The sequence below is a fragment of the Mycobacterium lepromatosis genome (assembly GCF_000975265.2).
Classification (GTDB): domain Bacteria; phylum Actinomycetota; class Actinomycetes; order Mycobacteriales; family Mycobacteriaceae; genus Mycobacterium; species Mycobacterium lepromatosis.
Genome location: NZ_CP083405.1, coordinates 2,970,725 through 2,985,826 on the forward strand (window position 1 = coordinate 2,970,725; position 15,102 = coordinate 2,985,826).

General features: G+C 57.8%; 10 protein-coding genes and 3 pseudogenes. 9 read left to right on the top strand and 4 right to left on the bottom strand.

All coding sequences use genetic code 11. The features are described from left to right. Positions 1 to 759: 759 nt before the first annotated feature. A complete protein-coding gene (locus MLPF_RS14060; protein ID WP_050039282.1) occupies positions 760 to 939 on the top strand; it encodes a hypothetical protein in 180 nt (59 codons plus the stop codon). A 151-nt stretch (positions 940 to 1,090) separates the two neighbouring features. Here the strand turns inward: MLPF_RS14060 and MLPF_RS14065 are convergent. Next, positions 1,091 to 2,482: pseudogene (locus tag MLPF_RS14065) on the bottom strand (phosphoribosyltransferase family protein). 129 nt (positions 2,483 to 2,611) lie between these two features. Between MLPF_RS14065 and MLPF_RS14070 the strand changes: the two are divergent. From MLPF_RS14070 to MLPF_RS18110, 4 genes and pseudogenes are all read left to right on the top strand, one after another. Continuing rightward, complete coding sequence (locus MLPF_RS14070; RefSeq protein WP_156147223.1) at positions 2,612 to 2,767, top strand: hypothetical protein; 156 nt, start codon at positions 2,612 to 2,614, stop codon at positions 2,765 to 2,767. Between the two features lie 625 nt (positions 2,768 to 3,392). Further along, positions 3,393 to 3,700 (top strand): annotated as a pseudogene (locus MLPF_RS16625) (phosphoribosyltransferase); the annotation flags it as partial. Positions 3,701 to 3,966: 266 nt separating this feature from the next. Continuing rightward, positions 3,967 to 4,197 (top strand): hypothetical protein, encoded by a 231-nt coding sequence (locus tag MLPF_RS14075; protein ID WP_193386766.1) that lies wholly within the window; start codon positions 3,967 to 3,969, stop codon positions 4,195 to 4,197. Between the two features lie 114 nt (positions 4,198 to 4,311). After that, positions 4,312 to 4,695, top strand: a complete 384-nt coding sequence (locus tag MLPF_RS18110; RefSeq protein ID WP_162196965.1) for an RtcB family protein — start codon at positions 4,312 to 4,314, stop codon at positions 4,693 to 4,695. 1,531 nt (positions 4,696 to 6,226) lie between these two features. On the opposite strand, the gene MLPF_RS18115 is transcribed toward MLPF_RS18110, so the two are convergent. After that, entirely contained in the window at positions 6,227 to 6,403 is a 177-nt protein-coding gene (locus MLPF_RS18115; protein WP_156147221.1) for a serine hydrolase, read from the bottom strand. Positions 6,404 to 6,845: 442 nt separating this feature from the next. Between MLPF_RS18115 and MLPF_RS15995 the strand changes: the two genes are divergently transcribed. Next, positions 6,846 to 6,980, top strand: a complete 135-nt coding sequence (locus tag MLPF_RS15995; protein ID WP_272946126.1) for a hypothetical protein — start codon at positions 6,846 to 6,848, stop codon at positions 6,978 to 6,980. A gap of 1,770 nt (positions 6,981 to 8,750) precedes the next feature. Further along, positions 8,751 to 8,999, top strand: a complete 249-nt coding sequence (locus MLPF_RS14080) for a ribonucleotide reductase N-terminal alpha domain-containing protein (protein WP_050039281.1) — start codon at positions 8,751 to 8,753, stop codon at positions 8,997 to 8,999. A 491-nt stretch (positions 9,000 to 9,490) separates the two neighbouring features. On the opposite strand, the gene MLPF_RS14085 is transcribed toward MLPF_RS14080, so the two are convergent. Both MLPF_RS14085 and MLPF_RS14090 read right to left on the bottom strand, forming a co-directional pair. Beyond that, positions 9,491 to 10,738, bottom strand: a complete 1,248-nt coding sequence (locus MLPF_RS14085) for an Nramp family divalent metal transporter (protein ID WP_082082414.1) — start codon at positions 10,736 to 10,738, stop codon at positions 9,491 to 9,493. A gap of 1,117 nt (positions 10,739 to 11,855) precedes the next feature. Beyond that, positions 11,856 to 12,633: pseudogene (locus tag MLPF_RS14090) on the bottom strand (SDR family oxidoreductase). Positions 12,634 to 12,987: 354 nt separating this feature from the next. On the opposite strand from MLPF_RS14090, the gene pstS reads away from it, so the two are divergent. Both pstS and pstC read left to right on the top strand, forming a co-directional pair. Then, positions 12,988 to 14,100, top strand: a complete 1,113-nt coding sequence (pstS, locus tag MLPF_RS14095; protein ID WP_045843595.1) for a phosphate ABC transporter substrate-binding protein PstS — start codon at positions 12,988 to 12,990, stop codon at positions 14,098 to 14,100. A gap of 42 nt (positions 14,101 to 14,142) precedes the next feature. Next, the gene (pstC, locus tag MLPF_RS14100) at positions 14,143 to 15,102 is read left to right on the top strand and encodes a phosphate ABC transporter permease subunit PstC (protein ID WP_045843594.1); all 960 of its coding nucleotides are present in this window, start codon (positions 14,143 to 14,145) and stop codon (positions 15,100 to 15,102) included.

Below are 15,102 nucleotides of genomic sequence, written 5' to 3' on the forward strand. Positions count from 1 at the left end.
GCGCCAATAGATGAGGGCTCACACGACGCGGGATACCGTGCCGTGTGAGCCGAGTACCTCCGACGCAGCTAAGCATCGATTGTGTTGCGGTCCGAGGTGATTTTTATACGTACTTAATCCGTTACGGTCATGATTGTAGTTTGAGATCGTTGTCGAGTTATTGGGCTTTGTTTGTTGCGCTAACTCGTGGGTCGGTTATCGACCGTGATATTTTGCCATTACTCCGTACGGTGAAGTGAATATCTTTGCTGATGAACACCTTTGGCGCGCCGACCGTTAGCAGTTCATAGATGGAGCTATCCTATATTCGTTGTCCTCAACGTGGTCTCTAATTTGGATCCACATTTTTCATAATGAAGGTAATCCTTCGCATCGGTCGATCGGGGTTCTTGAAGCTACCGCTGCGACGTTGAGATTGCCGGAGTCAGAGGCTCTGCCCATCGGGGTCACAAGTCCCAACAACACGGTCGTTCGCCCGCTGATGAGCATACATAGTAGGATCCATTCTGTATCTGGTTCGATGACTGCAAAAGACGGTGCTGTGTAGGTGTGCACGTAGCTTTTGGTGAACAGGTGCGCCAGTTCGGGCCACGCGGGGATGCTTCATGCGTTCGAATGACGCCCTGACCTTTGCTCCGCATGATCTGGCCGATTGTTGCCATCTTTGGTGGCGATCCATACCGGGTGCGCTGGTACAGAAAGGCCGCCCGTTCGGTCGCCGGTGACCCGCTCGATTTGGACACTTTGGAGTGAAGGGGTTTGATAGCGATTTTGGCGATCGGCGCGCACACCGCCGACAAGTTGTTCGAGTTGCGACAGACGTACCGTATCGCCGCCCTTGAGGAACTGCACACATGTCGGCGCGTTCTGTTGGGAATCTCGGCTCGGACCAATGGCCGTGATGGTGAGGCCGGGGAAAGGAGACGCCATGGCCGCTGACCCCACAGTGCGGCCGTTGCAAACAGCCCATCGGTCCAGGATGACTCTACTTGGTCGTGCATAGCTGCTGCCAAGCCGACACGGTCGACGATGACGCTGTATTTATTCACGCTCAACTGCCCACAGCCAGGGGGAACACGTTCCCCCTGGGCTAGGAAGCTAGGAGAATGGTGCTGCCCTGATGGGTGCTCTGCCAAAGCTTTTCGTGGGTTTGTTTTAGAGGCTTGCAGTGAGTCACCCGGCTCAGGTGATCAGTGCACCGGTTGCATGCCAACACCGCGACCCACTCGAGGGTGCCTGGTTCTTCGAAGAGGTTGGTGGAGCCGGGAAACCACGACGATTTCGTGCATGCCCGGTATCACCGACCCCACCAGATGACCCAGGACGAGGACGACTTCGTCACATCCGCCCATAATCAGCAACGTGGGCGAGCGAACCTTGATACGGAACTCGCCTGCCCGGTCAGGTCGCCCGCCCCGCTACACCACCGCCGCTACCCTAACAGCGGGGATCCGCCACGGCGACCAACCCGGCGCCTGCCCCGATGCTCGCACCGAAGTAGCCGAACCACGAAGCGCAGCGGCATCGGGCTGGCTAGTCAGTCGGTGACATTTACCCAACCGTCGCTCCAGCAATTCGACATCAAATACGTTGGCGCGGTCGCGCTCCTCTTCAGGGGTGAGCAGATCGAATAGTAGGGTGGCAAGACCTGCTGTATTCCAGACTTCGGACACGCATTGGTTGCGGGGGCTGCTGCCATTGCCGTGGGCGAAAATGACGTACCGATCGGATGCTCCGGAATTGTCAGATGTCCGGCCATCGACTACCGGTCCAGCGCTCACCAACCCGCCTCGTCACGTATCTGCGGGTCGCTGGGTGTGGCAGTGGCCGTGGACTCGCCAAAGCCTTCCCGAGCGCGATCGAGCAGCGCGATTACTTCAGCTTCGGACGTCTGGGTGAAATTGCAGTATCCCTGGCCGACGGCGAAGAAGAACGCAGGTGTATGTAGGCAGACCACCTCGTCGGCGTATCCTGCGAATCGTGCGAAGATATCGCGTCCGCCTATAGGAACTGCCAGCACCACCCTGCTGACGCCCTGGGCGCGGGCCACCTGGCAGGAAGCCTTGGCGGTCGCGCCGGTTGCGATACCGTCGTCGACGATCACCGCAATCCGCCCTCCGATCGGTGTGCGGTCGTGCCCGCGGTGGAACCGTTCCGAACGACGCACTAGTTCCGCCCGTTGCTTCGTTTCGATGGCGGCCATCTCGTCCTGTGACAGGTTAGCTGCGGCCACCACGGAATCGTTGGTCACCCGCACACCGCCCTCACCGACGGCGCCGAAAGCCAATTCGGGCTGAAATGGCACCCCCAGCTTGCGCACTACCAGGACGTCCAGCGGCGCCCGCAGTGCCTTGGCGACCTCGAAAGCCACCGGCACCCCGCCCCGCGGCAGGCCCAGCACAACCATGTCCTTGCCGCGCAACGACTGCAAGCGCTCGGCAAGGCGCCGTCCAGCGTCGACACGATCGTCGAACAACCTCATACTGTCGCCCAATGAAGCCAGCCGCCCGGCCAACGGACACCCGCTATCATTGTTACCGGACCGTTCTGTCATTCCTCGAGTGTGCTATGACGACGGGTCGGCCTGCCGAAGGGCCGTAAGGCCACTGCTGTGGGGACCAAAGCCTCCCGACTGACAATCGTCGATCCTACTACCGTCGACGAGATGGAGACGTCAATGTCGGGGGCTTCGGGTAACTCTGATGCGGTTACGGTGCTACTGGGCGGTGACATGATGCTTGGGCGAAGTGTCGACGTATTCTGGTAAACTGGAGTTACGTGAGCAGCATCTGCGTTATGCGTGGGGATACGTTCAGCTGATCGAGCACGCGAACGGTTCGATTCCGCTCCCGGTGGATTGGCACTAACCTTGGGCCGAGCTGCTGAGACTCCTCGATGCGGCCGCCATCGATGCGCGATGGGGTCGACTTGGAGATAACGATCACCGCTGGCGGTGAATTCACTGAGTACAAAATCTGTTATCGAATACAATAGGATAACCAGACACCGCTACGGCTGAACGTGTGTATCCTAAAAAAACAACCACATTCTCGACTTCGACTATCAGGGGTTGACTGACACCGTAGCGGCTTTTCACTGCGGCGGAGATTCAGGGTGTCGGAGCGGGAGCCGACCTGCCTGCCGCATGCCACCCTGCGGTGGTCAGCGCTCACGGTAAACGACGGGTACTCGTCGGCTCGGTGGCGATGAAATCGGCTGGCGTTCCTGATTCTTGAGCCACACACTACGACTGGCCCGGGGTATGTTTGATTCACGATTCGTCGCTGCGGGATGTTGCCGACGGGATTGCCGTAGAGGTGCTGACGCATAACGAGACAGCGATGTCACCATAGTCTCAGTGCTTTGGGGGATCCAATTTGAGGCCATGTAGTGCGAGCATCGGGGCAGGCGCCGGGTTGGTCGCCGTGGCGGATCCCCGCTGTTAGGGTAGCGGCGGTGGTGTAGCGGGGCGGGCGACCTGACCGGGCAGGCGAGTTCCGTATCAAGGTTCGCTCGCCCACGTTGCTGATTATGGGCGGATGTGACGAAGTCGTCCTCGTCCTGGGTCATCTGGTGGGGTCGGTGATACCGGGCATGCACGAAATCGTCGTGGTTTCCCGGCTCCACCAACCTCTTCGAAGAACCAGGCACCCTCGAGTGGGTCGCGGTGTTGGCATGCAACCGGTGCACTGATCACCTGAGCCGGGTGACTCACTGCAAGCCTCTAAAACAAACCCACGAAAAGCTTTGGCAGAGCACCCATCAGGGCACCGTATTGTGCTGCACACTGCGGATCTTCGGATCGAGGCGTGGGTGCCGACCAGCGATGGCTGTATCAGGAAGGCCGTGCTCGTCACGGTAGAAAGTTTCCTGGATTCCTTGCAGGTTCTAGCCGTGCCACACCTGCCTACGCCGGCTGACTGTCGACCGGGACGACGATTTGCTGGCGGTGGTACTTGATGAGTTATGGACGCTGAGGGTGAGGTGCCGGTTGATGTCAATCTGAACGGTGCAGACGGCGCCATCGACGCCAACTCTTTGATGGTCGATGCAACGACAATGTATCAGGTCTGTTCCGTGCTGAAGGTGTTGTCGATCAGTGATATTCGCTTCTCGTACGGCGCGCATGGCCGGCATTGCGGGCACCAATGGTGTGTGGCTGTTGTCCAACTGCGTTGTGCTGGGAGGATATTTTGACCGACGGCGCCAGGTTTGTGGTGCAACGGGGACACGGCGACGCGCGCGACCTTATAGTGCTTCTAAGACGGCTGTATGCTCATGGTGACCGATGCGGCGGAGGTTAGCTAGCGAGTGATCGAACGAGGGCTTGAGCAGATTGGCTGCCTGGGTTCGGAAGCCGCATCTTGGAAGTGCAGGCCGTGGAACGTGTTGATGACACCACCCACCGCCGCCACACAGATGGGTCTTTCGTCAGGCGCCGCGCGCGTCATGATCCATACCTGCTCAAGTGGCCTGGGCCACCAGATCTGTACCAATCACGTACACCAGATGGGCAACTGCCTTGGACAGCTGCAGTATTCAAGTACAAGACCCCTAGCTGACGGTTGGCCCGTTCACTCACCTGAAGGCCAGGTCTACCTGGCCATGGTCGGCCGAATACGGACGCGCCAACCGGTCAGATGCTCACCGGAGCGACTCGTCGGGTGTTCGAGAAGCAAACCACGACATTGCTAGACTTGTTTTACAATGCATCGCACAACCTAGCCCAGCTGCGAAGAGCACCCCGTCGACAACCAGATACACGCCCTGTGCGTGCATCGCAAGGGCGCGAACCAGCTCGCTACCGCTGTACCAGCCTGATGCGCCGGCCGAACTGGCCTTGGCCGGTCAACCGGTGCTTATCCCCGGAACTATGTACACCGTCTCGTACGTGCTGGCCGGTTCGGCCGGATAATCCCGCCTTCTTTTTCACCGCACAGGGCGTCGGCAGAGTGCAAAGCCGCCACCGAGTCGTCCGTCACACCAATGTCGAGGTGTTGAGCAGAAGTCTCGAGGATGACGGCATATTCGTGCGTGGCAAGTTCAACAGGGAAAAGCCTAGGGCTATAAGGGCATCGACGCTGTCATCAAAACCAGCCACCTCGCCGGGCTAGCCCGCAAGGTCGTCCGCCTTATCCTCTTGGTGTGGTAAGAAAGGTTGACCACCCTGTTCGCAGGCCGGTAGATCCAATCTGTGGCATCACAGGCTGAACGGCGCTCCGGTGCAGCCTGCCACTGGGGCTGGGGAGCTCGGAACGTGCTTTCCGGACTGTGTGCATTCGTTGGGTACGTGACTAAACTACTGCGCCTGCGCCGTCAAGTGAAGCCATCCCGGGCCGATGCCGGCTCCCGGGGCGCAGCCGCCATATTGTGGGTCGGCCGGACGACTATGGTTTCTTTTTCTCGGCTTCGTTATCTCGGCCCCATCCTCCGCATTTTCCAAGCATAGTTGAGCCGCTATTGACCAAAAATAGCCGTAGCTGCGTCCAGCTCCACGAAAGTAACATGGCCGAAGATCATCAGGGTCGGCGACCGGTTGTACGCAAAGCCGAACGCGATTCCGATCGCCTGGTTGGGCCACCCGATTGACCCGCCTATGCTGACCTCTTCGAATGAATCTGGACAATACTCCCGGGATGCATATTGCGTGATATCCTACGGTGCCAGGCCAGCGATAGGAAAAGGTTGTGGTTGGGCTACAGGCTGGGTCTGCCGGTTAAGCCTGATAACCGTCCGGGCGACAATAAGACGGTAACTGTATTTCGTCGAGCTATTCCCCCGTTGGTGATCACACCATAGACGCTTGCCAGCGCACGTGCGGTGCACACTCAATTAGCTGCTGTTACCTCACCGTTGAGTACCGTAATGTTTTCTTGGCCAAAGGCTTTCATAGCAGGGAAGTATCTTTCCCCGACAGTGGTCGAGAACGAGAATGCGGATATTTTCGGTGCCACGAAGTTGAACAGCGGGTTTGCTCTGGTGCTCTTCGCAGGCTATAATCCGTGTTGTGTAGGTCGGTGCGTCGGCTGGCCCAGATGCAGTAACGACCTTTGTGCGTGACTGCGCGCACCAGGTCGAGGATCAACGATCCGTAGTCAAGGCATGGTAGAACCGGCTGATCTAGTGGCCGTTCTGCCGTCGCTGCCGCCAGTTGAACCTTCCATAAGGTTGTGGCACATCAGTCGGCGGTACTTGCGCCGTCCAAGTGGGACAGTCCGGTGCTGTATTATGTCGCCAATGGGTTATGGCTGATTTGTAGTTCGTGCCGAACGTGGGCCAGTATTCGGCGACCGGCACGTCGTAGGTAAGTACGTCCCTGGTCGACAAGCCGATGGATGACTAGGGATGCTAGGCTCTTGGTCACGGAAAACACCATCATGCTGGTGTCGGTCGACCACGCCACGATGACATGGCTCTTGGCTCTACCCGGTCTACCCGTCGACAACCGGTGTGCCGTCAAGGTTATACCTACAGCGCGCTACCGCCGAGTTGGTGTACCGGAAATAAGCTGGCTAATTGCGGATAGCGCACGCGAAGTTGTCGTCAGTCGCGCTGTGGACACCGTCAGGTAGCCAGTTATCTTTAGTGTCGAGCACCTGTGCTTGTTATTTTGTTATGGAGTTCAGAATTGACTATTAAACAAGACAGACGCGTGCCGGACGTCCGGGGCGTCGGCGTTCGTAAGTACCTTCTCGAAGGGGTCATAAGCCACTATCGCACACGGCCACAGCCTGAGCGTGTCGTTTGGGTGCGTAGACGGCCACAAGCAGTGGCAGTGAACAACAGCGCCATAAGAGACAACATTCGTTGAACTACAACGCAATCACCCGCGGTAAGCTTGATCGGTGATCAGCGACTCCGGTTACGGGCTGGTCGCGGCGTGCATCGCTGCTGGCCTGCCGGTGGGGTGTCTACTTGGGTCGACGGCGCTGGCCGCGCTTAACCGTGTCGTAACCGGCCCCAATGCGGTCCGGTACTGACACGGTGACGCTGGTTGAGCAGCTTGACCATGTTGGAATCGGTGTCGTTGTGATCGTCCATGTGATTTCCTCAGCAGCTTCTTTTAGGACTTCGGCTCGGTTTAGTGGTGCACCATCAGCACCGAACATAAGTTAACAATTTATATGGTTTATTTGGTCGCAACGGCACCAAGCCGCATTGGCGAAGCGATTTAGCCGCTACCGATGAAAGCCAGTTGAACGGGTTCTGTGCCGGCCCCGAATGCCAAGATCGGGGCGCGGTACAGCCTGGCTGTGAGGAACTTGTTTTCAATGGGGAAGTCGCTGTCGGGTGAACGGTCAATGCTGATAGCAATCCATTCGCCATCTGCCACCCACGTGCCGTCGATCCCGGCAAGTCGCCTGCGCGCTCTAATTCGAGTGACCCCACGCATATAATTTTTGCCGCATACGATTCGTTAATTGGCGCTGGGTGCGGTCCCGCTCCGACAATGTCGGTTTCGATCGTTGACTGGCTTGCCTGCCGCTGCGGCGGTTCAGCTTTGCGATCTGCAGCCTGAAACCCCCGCTCGAGTAGATAGCCACGATATCGGCGGTGTACGTCAAGGAAGAGCTATATCTCGGGTGATTCGCTCGTCAGCAGCCCACCGGGCTGTGGTGTTAATTGTGTTTGAGCTATCGATGCTCACGCTAACCACGGCGCATACACTTTGGGTGGGTTATGTTTCTCTGTCCGTGGTCTCAGATGTCGGTGAATAAATTTAGCGAGCGTTTAGGACCACCGGCTACGGTGCTGCGTGGGGGATGTGGACAGTTTCGCCGACCGGATGATGCCGATACTGCGGCCCGATGATAAGCTGAGCATATGCGCTCACATTAGCGCGTCTCGCGCGGTGTATCGCATCCGGCTCGTTGAAAAGATAAGCTTTTGGGGCCCCTTCCTGGGGCCTGGGAACACGCCGCACCGTCGAGTGCGGCGCTGTGATCGGCGCTCGCTCTTAGAGCGGTCGAGTTCAAAGATCACCCCATCGTGGACTGTCAACCGAGACAGCAACGGATCTTTGGTCATCCAAGTTGGTGACTGTTGCACGTCTATACTGCCTCCGCGGAAGGGCTGAACGTGTGCATGATGGAATTCCCGAAGATACGGAGAAGCGCCTGGAGCTAACGGGCGGTTACTGGTTGGTGATCAAGGACACCACAATCGATCAATTAGACCACCGGGGTCTGATTAACGTGTTTCACCTCCCAGATGGGCACTACCGTATGTTCTAGCCACCGACCATGAGGTGATCGTTGTTCCTGGCGTCGACGCAGTCGTCATCAGGGTTGCGGAGCAGGCGGACACCGACGAGCGTGCCCAACATCGGTTTCGGTGCTGTGCTTTGCAGCCAGCCATTTCTCACGATATAGAGCCAAGCAAGTAGGCGTTTTCGGAGCAGATTAAATCGGCGTAGCCGGTGCCGGTTCGGTGCCGTGATGGGACGCTCCTTCGTTTTCGACGTCAGACGGATTGAGGCAACGGTCGCGCGCCAGCCGTTAGGCGGGGTATGATAATCTGAACCTGTCGGCTACACTGGTCCGCGCTGTCGCTTATTCGCCGGAGTCCGGAGTTATACCCATCGAACGGATGCACGATTTGCTGATGTGCGGGCTCGGCGCACCCCAGCTGGACGACGTCGTTCGGGTCTAGACAATTTATCGGTAGCGGCGCAGCGAGCTGCACATGGCAAAAGCCCTGCTCAGGGTGCTTGACGAGCCGAAGCTAGGCTTGTCTGCCATGGTGGTCCTGTGGAAACGTTTTTCCTGTGCGACGAGCACGTTAGGTCGACCGAGCCGACTGGTGAGATTATGGACTCAGCGGCGCGCTTCGTCGCGGGTGCCAAGGATTGGTACCGGAGCGTCACCTCGGTGTGGTGGGCCGAGCGCTTCTTGTTGGCGTTGCTACGTAATCTTGAATTTCTGCCAAACTCGCCCACGCTGATGAACGCGGGCACCACCATCGGCCGGCTATCCGGATGTTTCGTTCTGCCCGTGTAAGATTAGCTGCACTCGATCTTCGTGACGTATCCATGCACTATCGACAGCCGACGCACTGGCGGGGGGCGTTGGTTACACTTTCGCTTATTTGCGACCCGCTGGGATCGAGTATCCACTGTGGTCGGTGACCAGCACCGCGAGCGGATCGAATTCGTTTCTTAAAACTGTTTAACACGGCGGCGTATGTTGTCTCGACCGGTGGTCGTCGCTGCAGCGCATGCATGGCGGTCCTCGACGTGTCACACTTGGATGTTTAGTTACTAATTATTTCGTCACCACCAAAAGCGCAAGACACAGTAAGCTTTCGCTTTTCAACCTGTCGGTCGGAGTCGCCGACGCGTTCCTGCATGCCGTCGGATGCAACGCCACATATTGCCTGATTAACTCCCGAACTGGTAAGACCGTAGAGTGGGTACCTGCCGTCGAGCTGTTCGGTACCATCTGCCTCACACAGGTGCGCCCGTATGCGAAATACTTATGCCGGCAGGCAGTTAACTGGTCACGGTCAGATAGATCAGCACCACGTTAAGCAGACTAACCAGTACCGCGACGACCCAGCCAAGAACAGTTGTGGCGGGATGGTTGGTATCGTTACCCATCAGTCCGCGGTTGTTAGTTAATTTGACCAGCGGAAGCACCGCGAATGGTATACCGAAGGACAGCATGACCTGGGACAGCACCAATGAGCGAGTGGGGTCAAAACCGAGCGCCAGGATCAAGATCGCGGGGCCCAACGTGATCAAGCGCCGTATCAGCATGGGAATGGACCGCTGCAGCAATCCTTGCATGATCAAGGCACCGGCGTAGGCGCCCACCGATGCGGATGCCAAGCTGGAGGCGAGTAACCCTATCGCAAACAGCACCGCGATCGTCGTTCCTAAAGTGTCCTGTATGGCGGTGTAAGTGCCCTCGATGGAAGCGGTTGCCTGATGGTGCTGCAGGTTGATCGCGGCCACTAGCAGCACCGCCGCGTTCACGGTTCCGGCGATCGTCATCGCCAGGATGATGTCTAAGCGGGTGACGCGGAGTAGTCGACGCCGGCCACGGCCCGCGTGGGGGTGTCCGTGCCGGTCCAGGGCAAGGCCGGAATGCAGGTACACCGCGTGCGGCATCACGGTGGCGCCCATGATCGCGGCGGCTAGAAGCACGCTTTCGGTTCCCCGGAAGCGCGGCAGTAGGCCATTCACCATGTCCTCGGGGGAGGGTGTGGCCACGAAGAAACTGGACGCAAAGCCGACGGCAATGACGAGTAGCAGTCCAGTGATGACGCGTTCGAACCAGAGTTGGCCTCGACGGTCCTTCACCGTCAGTATCAGCAACGACACCACCCCGGTGATCATCCCGCCGAGGAGCAATGGCACACTAAGCAAGATGCGGAAGGCGATGGCCCCGCCTACCACTTCAGCAACATCGGTTGCCATCGCTACCAATTCGGCCTGCACCCAAAAGCTCAATCGGAGCGGGCGACTCATTTGTTTGCTGACTGCTTGGGGAAGGGACTGGCCGGTCACTAGCCCAAGCTTCGCCGACAGGTACTGCACCACACCGGCCAGAACATTGGCCACAACAATCACCCACAGTAGCAGATAGCCAAATTGCGCGCCGGAGCTGACGTTGGCTGCCACATTTCCGGGATCGACATAGGCGATCGCGGCGACGAAAGCCGGTCCGAGTAAATACCAGCTCGTCTTAAGCTCGGCCTGGATGCTTTCCGCCAACGCTTTACCCCTCGATACCATTACTCTGCCGATAGGCAAGTGAGGTTAACGAATAAGTCTTGCTCCGGTGAACCGGGCTAGCGGTAGTTGGGATTGGTCCTGGGCGCATACCGAGGGTCTGTCAGGACAGGTTGGTCACCGCGTTGTTGGGGGACGTAGCACCCCCGACCGGTGGTGACCAATCCGACGCAATTGTAATATCCCTGAGCCGGCTGCGCAGGCAGATGCTTACCGCGTGAGACAGTCTTGTGGGTGGCTTCGATGCGATACGAACCGCCAGGCTGAGCGGATTCCAGCGAATCGGGGGATACAAGGTCTTCGCGTAACCGGGTGGCGTGTTCTAAGACTCGCCGTTGACCATCTCTAGCACCTCGAATCGTACTGTTGCAGCGCTGTCCTTGGGAATGTGGGGAATGTGGTTAGAGGCGATGTCGACGGCTTCGGTTGTCGCTTCCCGAACGTGCTTCTTGGTGAGCTTGTCGAACGAAAATATCCCGGCCCGCAGCCAGTTGTCGGACTACCGATCCCCATGCCAAGCTCAGTACACCTGGTTGCAACAGTATCAGCATCTCGTCGAGTGGCTTACCAAACCCCATCGCGTCGACCATGACGATGGCGTTGTCGTAGGTGGCGTAATCTTGTAGTCCACGGTTTTCTTACAACGCACCTGCTAGATGCTCTAGGTAGGTGACGGGCAATGCCATTGGCAGTAGGTTGTTCGCAAAGCCCGGATTAACTTGATTACGCACGATGTCTTCCAAGGGGTCGATGAGAATGTTGGGATCACCTTGTCACGGATACTGCAGGAAGACAGAATCGCTGCCGACAATGTTGACTCCTGTGGCCAGCTCACGCCGATAAGTCCGCCAAAGTCCCTCAAGCCGGTTATCAGTCATAGGCTGTAGACGGCGCATCGTGGCCCGGTGGCGGGTATCGCGTCCAGATCGGTGTATGCTCGAACATACATCGCGTAGGCAAACTATGGCGTCCTTAACTGCATAGCTTCCGATGACACCCAGACGTCGGTGGGCTCGATCTTCGATTCGTGATTTAAGTGCTTTCAGCGCATGGGCGGCCGACATTGCCGGTACACAATTGGATGACGGGTATGGGCATGATTGGCTCCCTCATGATGGGGTCACCGGTCCGAGATGGGTAGGTCAAAATTCGAGAAGGTGAGGCTAGCATCGACTTCCAGATCTTGCCAGTTAGGTAGATGACGTCCGGCAACGCCAAATACACTGTCGCGAAAGCGATGTCGCTGGGATCGCCGAAGCGGCGTATCGGTGTCACCTGCTCCATCGGGGTCCGCAGCTCGTCGTTGGCGGCAAATACATCCAATGCGGAGGTGCGGGTGGACCCAGGTGTGATGGCGTTGACCCGGAATAGGTCCAGTGCCGGCCCACGCGTGTACTGCGACAACGTGGCTTTGGCAGTGCCGTAGGCGGCAGAAACCATGTGTTCGGCCAACCGACCCCCATCATGGAGCTGATGTTGATCACGCTACAGCAGTCGGAGCGCTCGAACATCAACGGCACCGCTGCGACGGTCAACGCGTGGGTAATGCCGACATTGAACGTGCGTGCGTTTTTCAGGTCCTTAGTTGAGGTGTTCGGCATGGTCCCGTCGACGTTGTTGACGACAATGTTCTAGTCTCTCGGACGCCGAGACGGCCTAAACCGGTCAGCTGTGCGCTGATGTCGGGATGTGCCAGGCCGCTGCTGCCGGTGTGTAGAGCGGCGACCGGCGGACCGGACTTGTTCGGCGACAGCATCTAGTTCGGATTGCGTTCGCGACGCGATTACGACATCGGTGCCGGCCTCGGCGAAAGCTACCACGATGGTTGCATCGAGGCCGTGGTCGTCACCGGTTATGATGGCACCTTTGTTGTCGCCACGGAACCTGTCAAGGAGCATTGTGGTCCTTCTCATTCAATTGTCAACCAACAGGGCATGTAAACCGACAGGGCAGCGCACCTCACCGTCTCGTTGAGTGGCCTTATCTGGAATAGGTTCTAGTTGTTGTATGGGCGTGCCAATGCAATGCTTCGCTTTGATGACTACCCGACCCAACGAAAAGTTTGTCGAAATTATGTTCGATTTGAGTGTATGTGTGGGCCCGGAGGGTTCTGCTGTCTATACACAACGGCCAGTCAAAATGTGCCGCAGGTAAACCTTGTTAATGTAGCCCCATGACCTCGGGGAAGACGGCTAGTTAGAGTGCCGGCTCTACTGAGGGCGGTCAGATTTACGCTACCGTGAGGAACTAGATTGAAGTTCAACCAGTTTGGTGCCACGATTGGGCTCCTGGCTACTGGTGCACTGATGTTGTCGGGCTGCGGCAGCGACAACAACGCAGCTGCAGGAAGTGCTCGGACAGGTCCATCGTCAGGTCAGGTGAGTTGCGGTGGGAAGCCGACACTGAAAGCTAGTGGGTCGACAGCCCAAGCCAATGCGATGACCCGCTTTGTTAATGCGTTCGAACGGGCCTGTCCAGGCCAGACGTTGAACTACACGGCTAACGGTTCCGGCGCGGGGGTTAGCGAATTCAACGGTAACCAAACAGATTTCGGTGGCTCAGACTCACCGTTGAGTAGAAAGGAGTACGCCGCAGCAGAGCAACGCTGCGGTTCGCAGGCGTGGAACTTACCAGTGGTTTTCGGCCCCATTGCGATCACCTACAACGTTAACGGCCTGAGTTCACTGAACCTGGACGGTCCGACAACTGCGAAGATCTTCAATGGCTCCATCGCCAGTTGGAACGATCCCGCGATCCAAGCGCTAAACGCTGGCGTCGCCCTTCCGGATGAGCCGATTCATGTCGTGTTCCGCAACGACGAATCCGGGACAACGGATAATTTCCAGAGGTACCTTGATGTCGCATCAAACGGTGAGTGGGGCAAAGGCATCGGCAAGACCTTCAAAGGCGGTGTTGGTGAGGGCGCCAAGGGCAATGACGGCACGTCGGCAGCCATCAAGGCCACTGAAGGGTCGATCACCTACAACGAATGGTCGTTCGCTTCGGCGCGGAAGCTGAACATGGCCAAGATCGCTACGTCGGCCGATCCAGAACCCATCGCGATCAGTGTCGACTCGGTCGGCAAGACGATTTCTGGGGCTACGATCATTGGAGAGGGTAACGATCTAGTGCTTGACACGGTCTCGTTTTACAAGCCGGCGCAGCCCGGCTCCTATCCAATCGTGCTGGCGACCTACGAGATTGTTTGCTCAAAGTATCCCGACGCCCAGGTCGGTAGGGCCGTGAAGGCATTCCTGCAGAGCACCATAGGCGGAGGCCAGAATGGCCTAGGGGACAACGGATATGCGCCTATTCCGGATTCTTTCAAATCCAGATTGTCGACTGCGGCTAATGCCATCGCTTGATATGATGTCGTCACGGCGACAAGCTCGCTAGTACCTACGATTGTGATCAAGCCCACGTCAGCAGCAGTCAGTGCACACGTAACACGGCGGGGCGATCGACTGTTTAAATTGGCCGCTGCCGCGGCTGGTTCGACGGTCGTCGCCGCGATCCTGCTGATTGCGATATTTCTGTTGCTTCGTGCTGTGCCCTCGTTGCGCGTGAACCATGCGAATTTTTTCACCAGCGCAAAATTCGACACCGCTGGCGATAAAAGTCTCGCGTTTGGTATCCGCGACCTTTTCATGGTGACGGTGCTGAGTTCGATATGTGCTCTGGTGTTGGCTGTGCCGGTGGCGATCGGAATCGCGGTATTCCTCACCCAATATGTGCCGGTACGGCTGTCGCTTCTGTTCAGTGCGATGGTTGATCTGCTGGCTGCGGTGCCATCGATTGTCTTCGGGTTGTGGGGGGTATTCGTGTTAGCGCCGAAGCTTCAGCCGATCGTAGTGTTTCTCAACCGCAACCTGGGATGGCTGTTTCTGTTCAAACAGGGCAATGTGTCGTTAGCGGGCGGCGGTACCATTTTCACCGGCGGCATCGTCCTTGCGGTGATGATCCTGCCCATTGTCACCTCGGTGTCACGCGAAGTGTTTCGCCACACCCCGCTCGTTCAGATCGAAGCAGCTCAGGCGCTGGGCGCGACCAAGTGGGAAGTGGTACAGATGATCGTACTGCCGTTCGGCCGTAGCGGCGTTGCCGCGGCGGCAATGCTCGGTTTGGGCCGTGCTTTGGGAGAAACCCTGGCGGTGCTGATCATCCTGCGCTCGTCCGCTCGCCCGGGCAATTGGTCGCTATTTGACGGTGGTTACACTTTCGCTTCCAAGATCGCCTCCGCGGCATCAGAATTTAGCCAACCGCTGCCTACCGGGGCGTATATCGCGGCAGGATTTGCACTGTTCCTCCTGACGTTCGTCGTTAATGCGGCTGCTCGAGCAATCTCCGGCGGAAGAGTGAACGGATAA

What these genes read in the sequence shown, in the direction of transcription:
- MLPF_RS14075 (WP_193386766.1), top strand. Translation starts at nt 3,967, where the DNA reads ATGGACGCTGAGGGTGAGGTGCCGGTTGATGTCAATCTGAACGGTGCA.
- MLPF_RS14085 (WP_082082414.1), bottom strand. Translation starts at nt 10,738, where the DNA reads ATGGTATCGAGGGGTAAAGCGTTGGCGGAAAGCATCCAGGCCGAGCTT.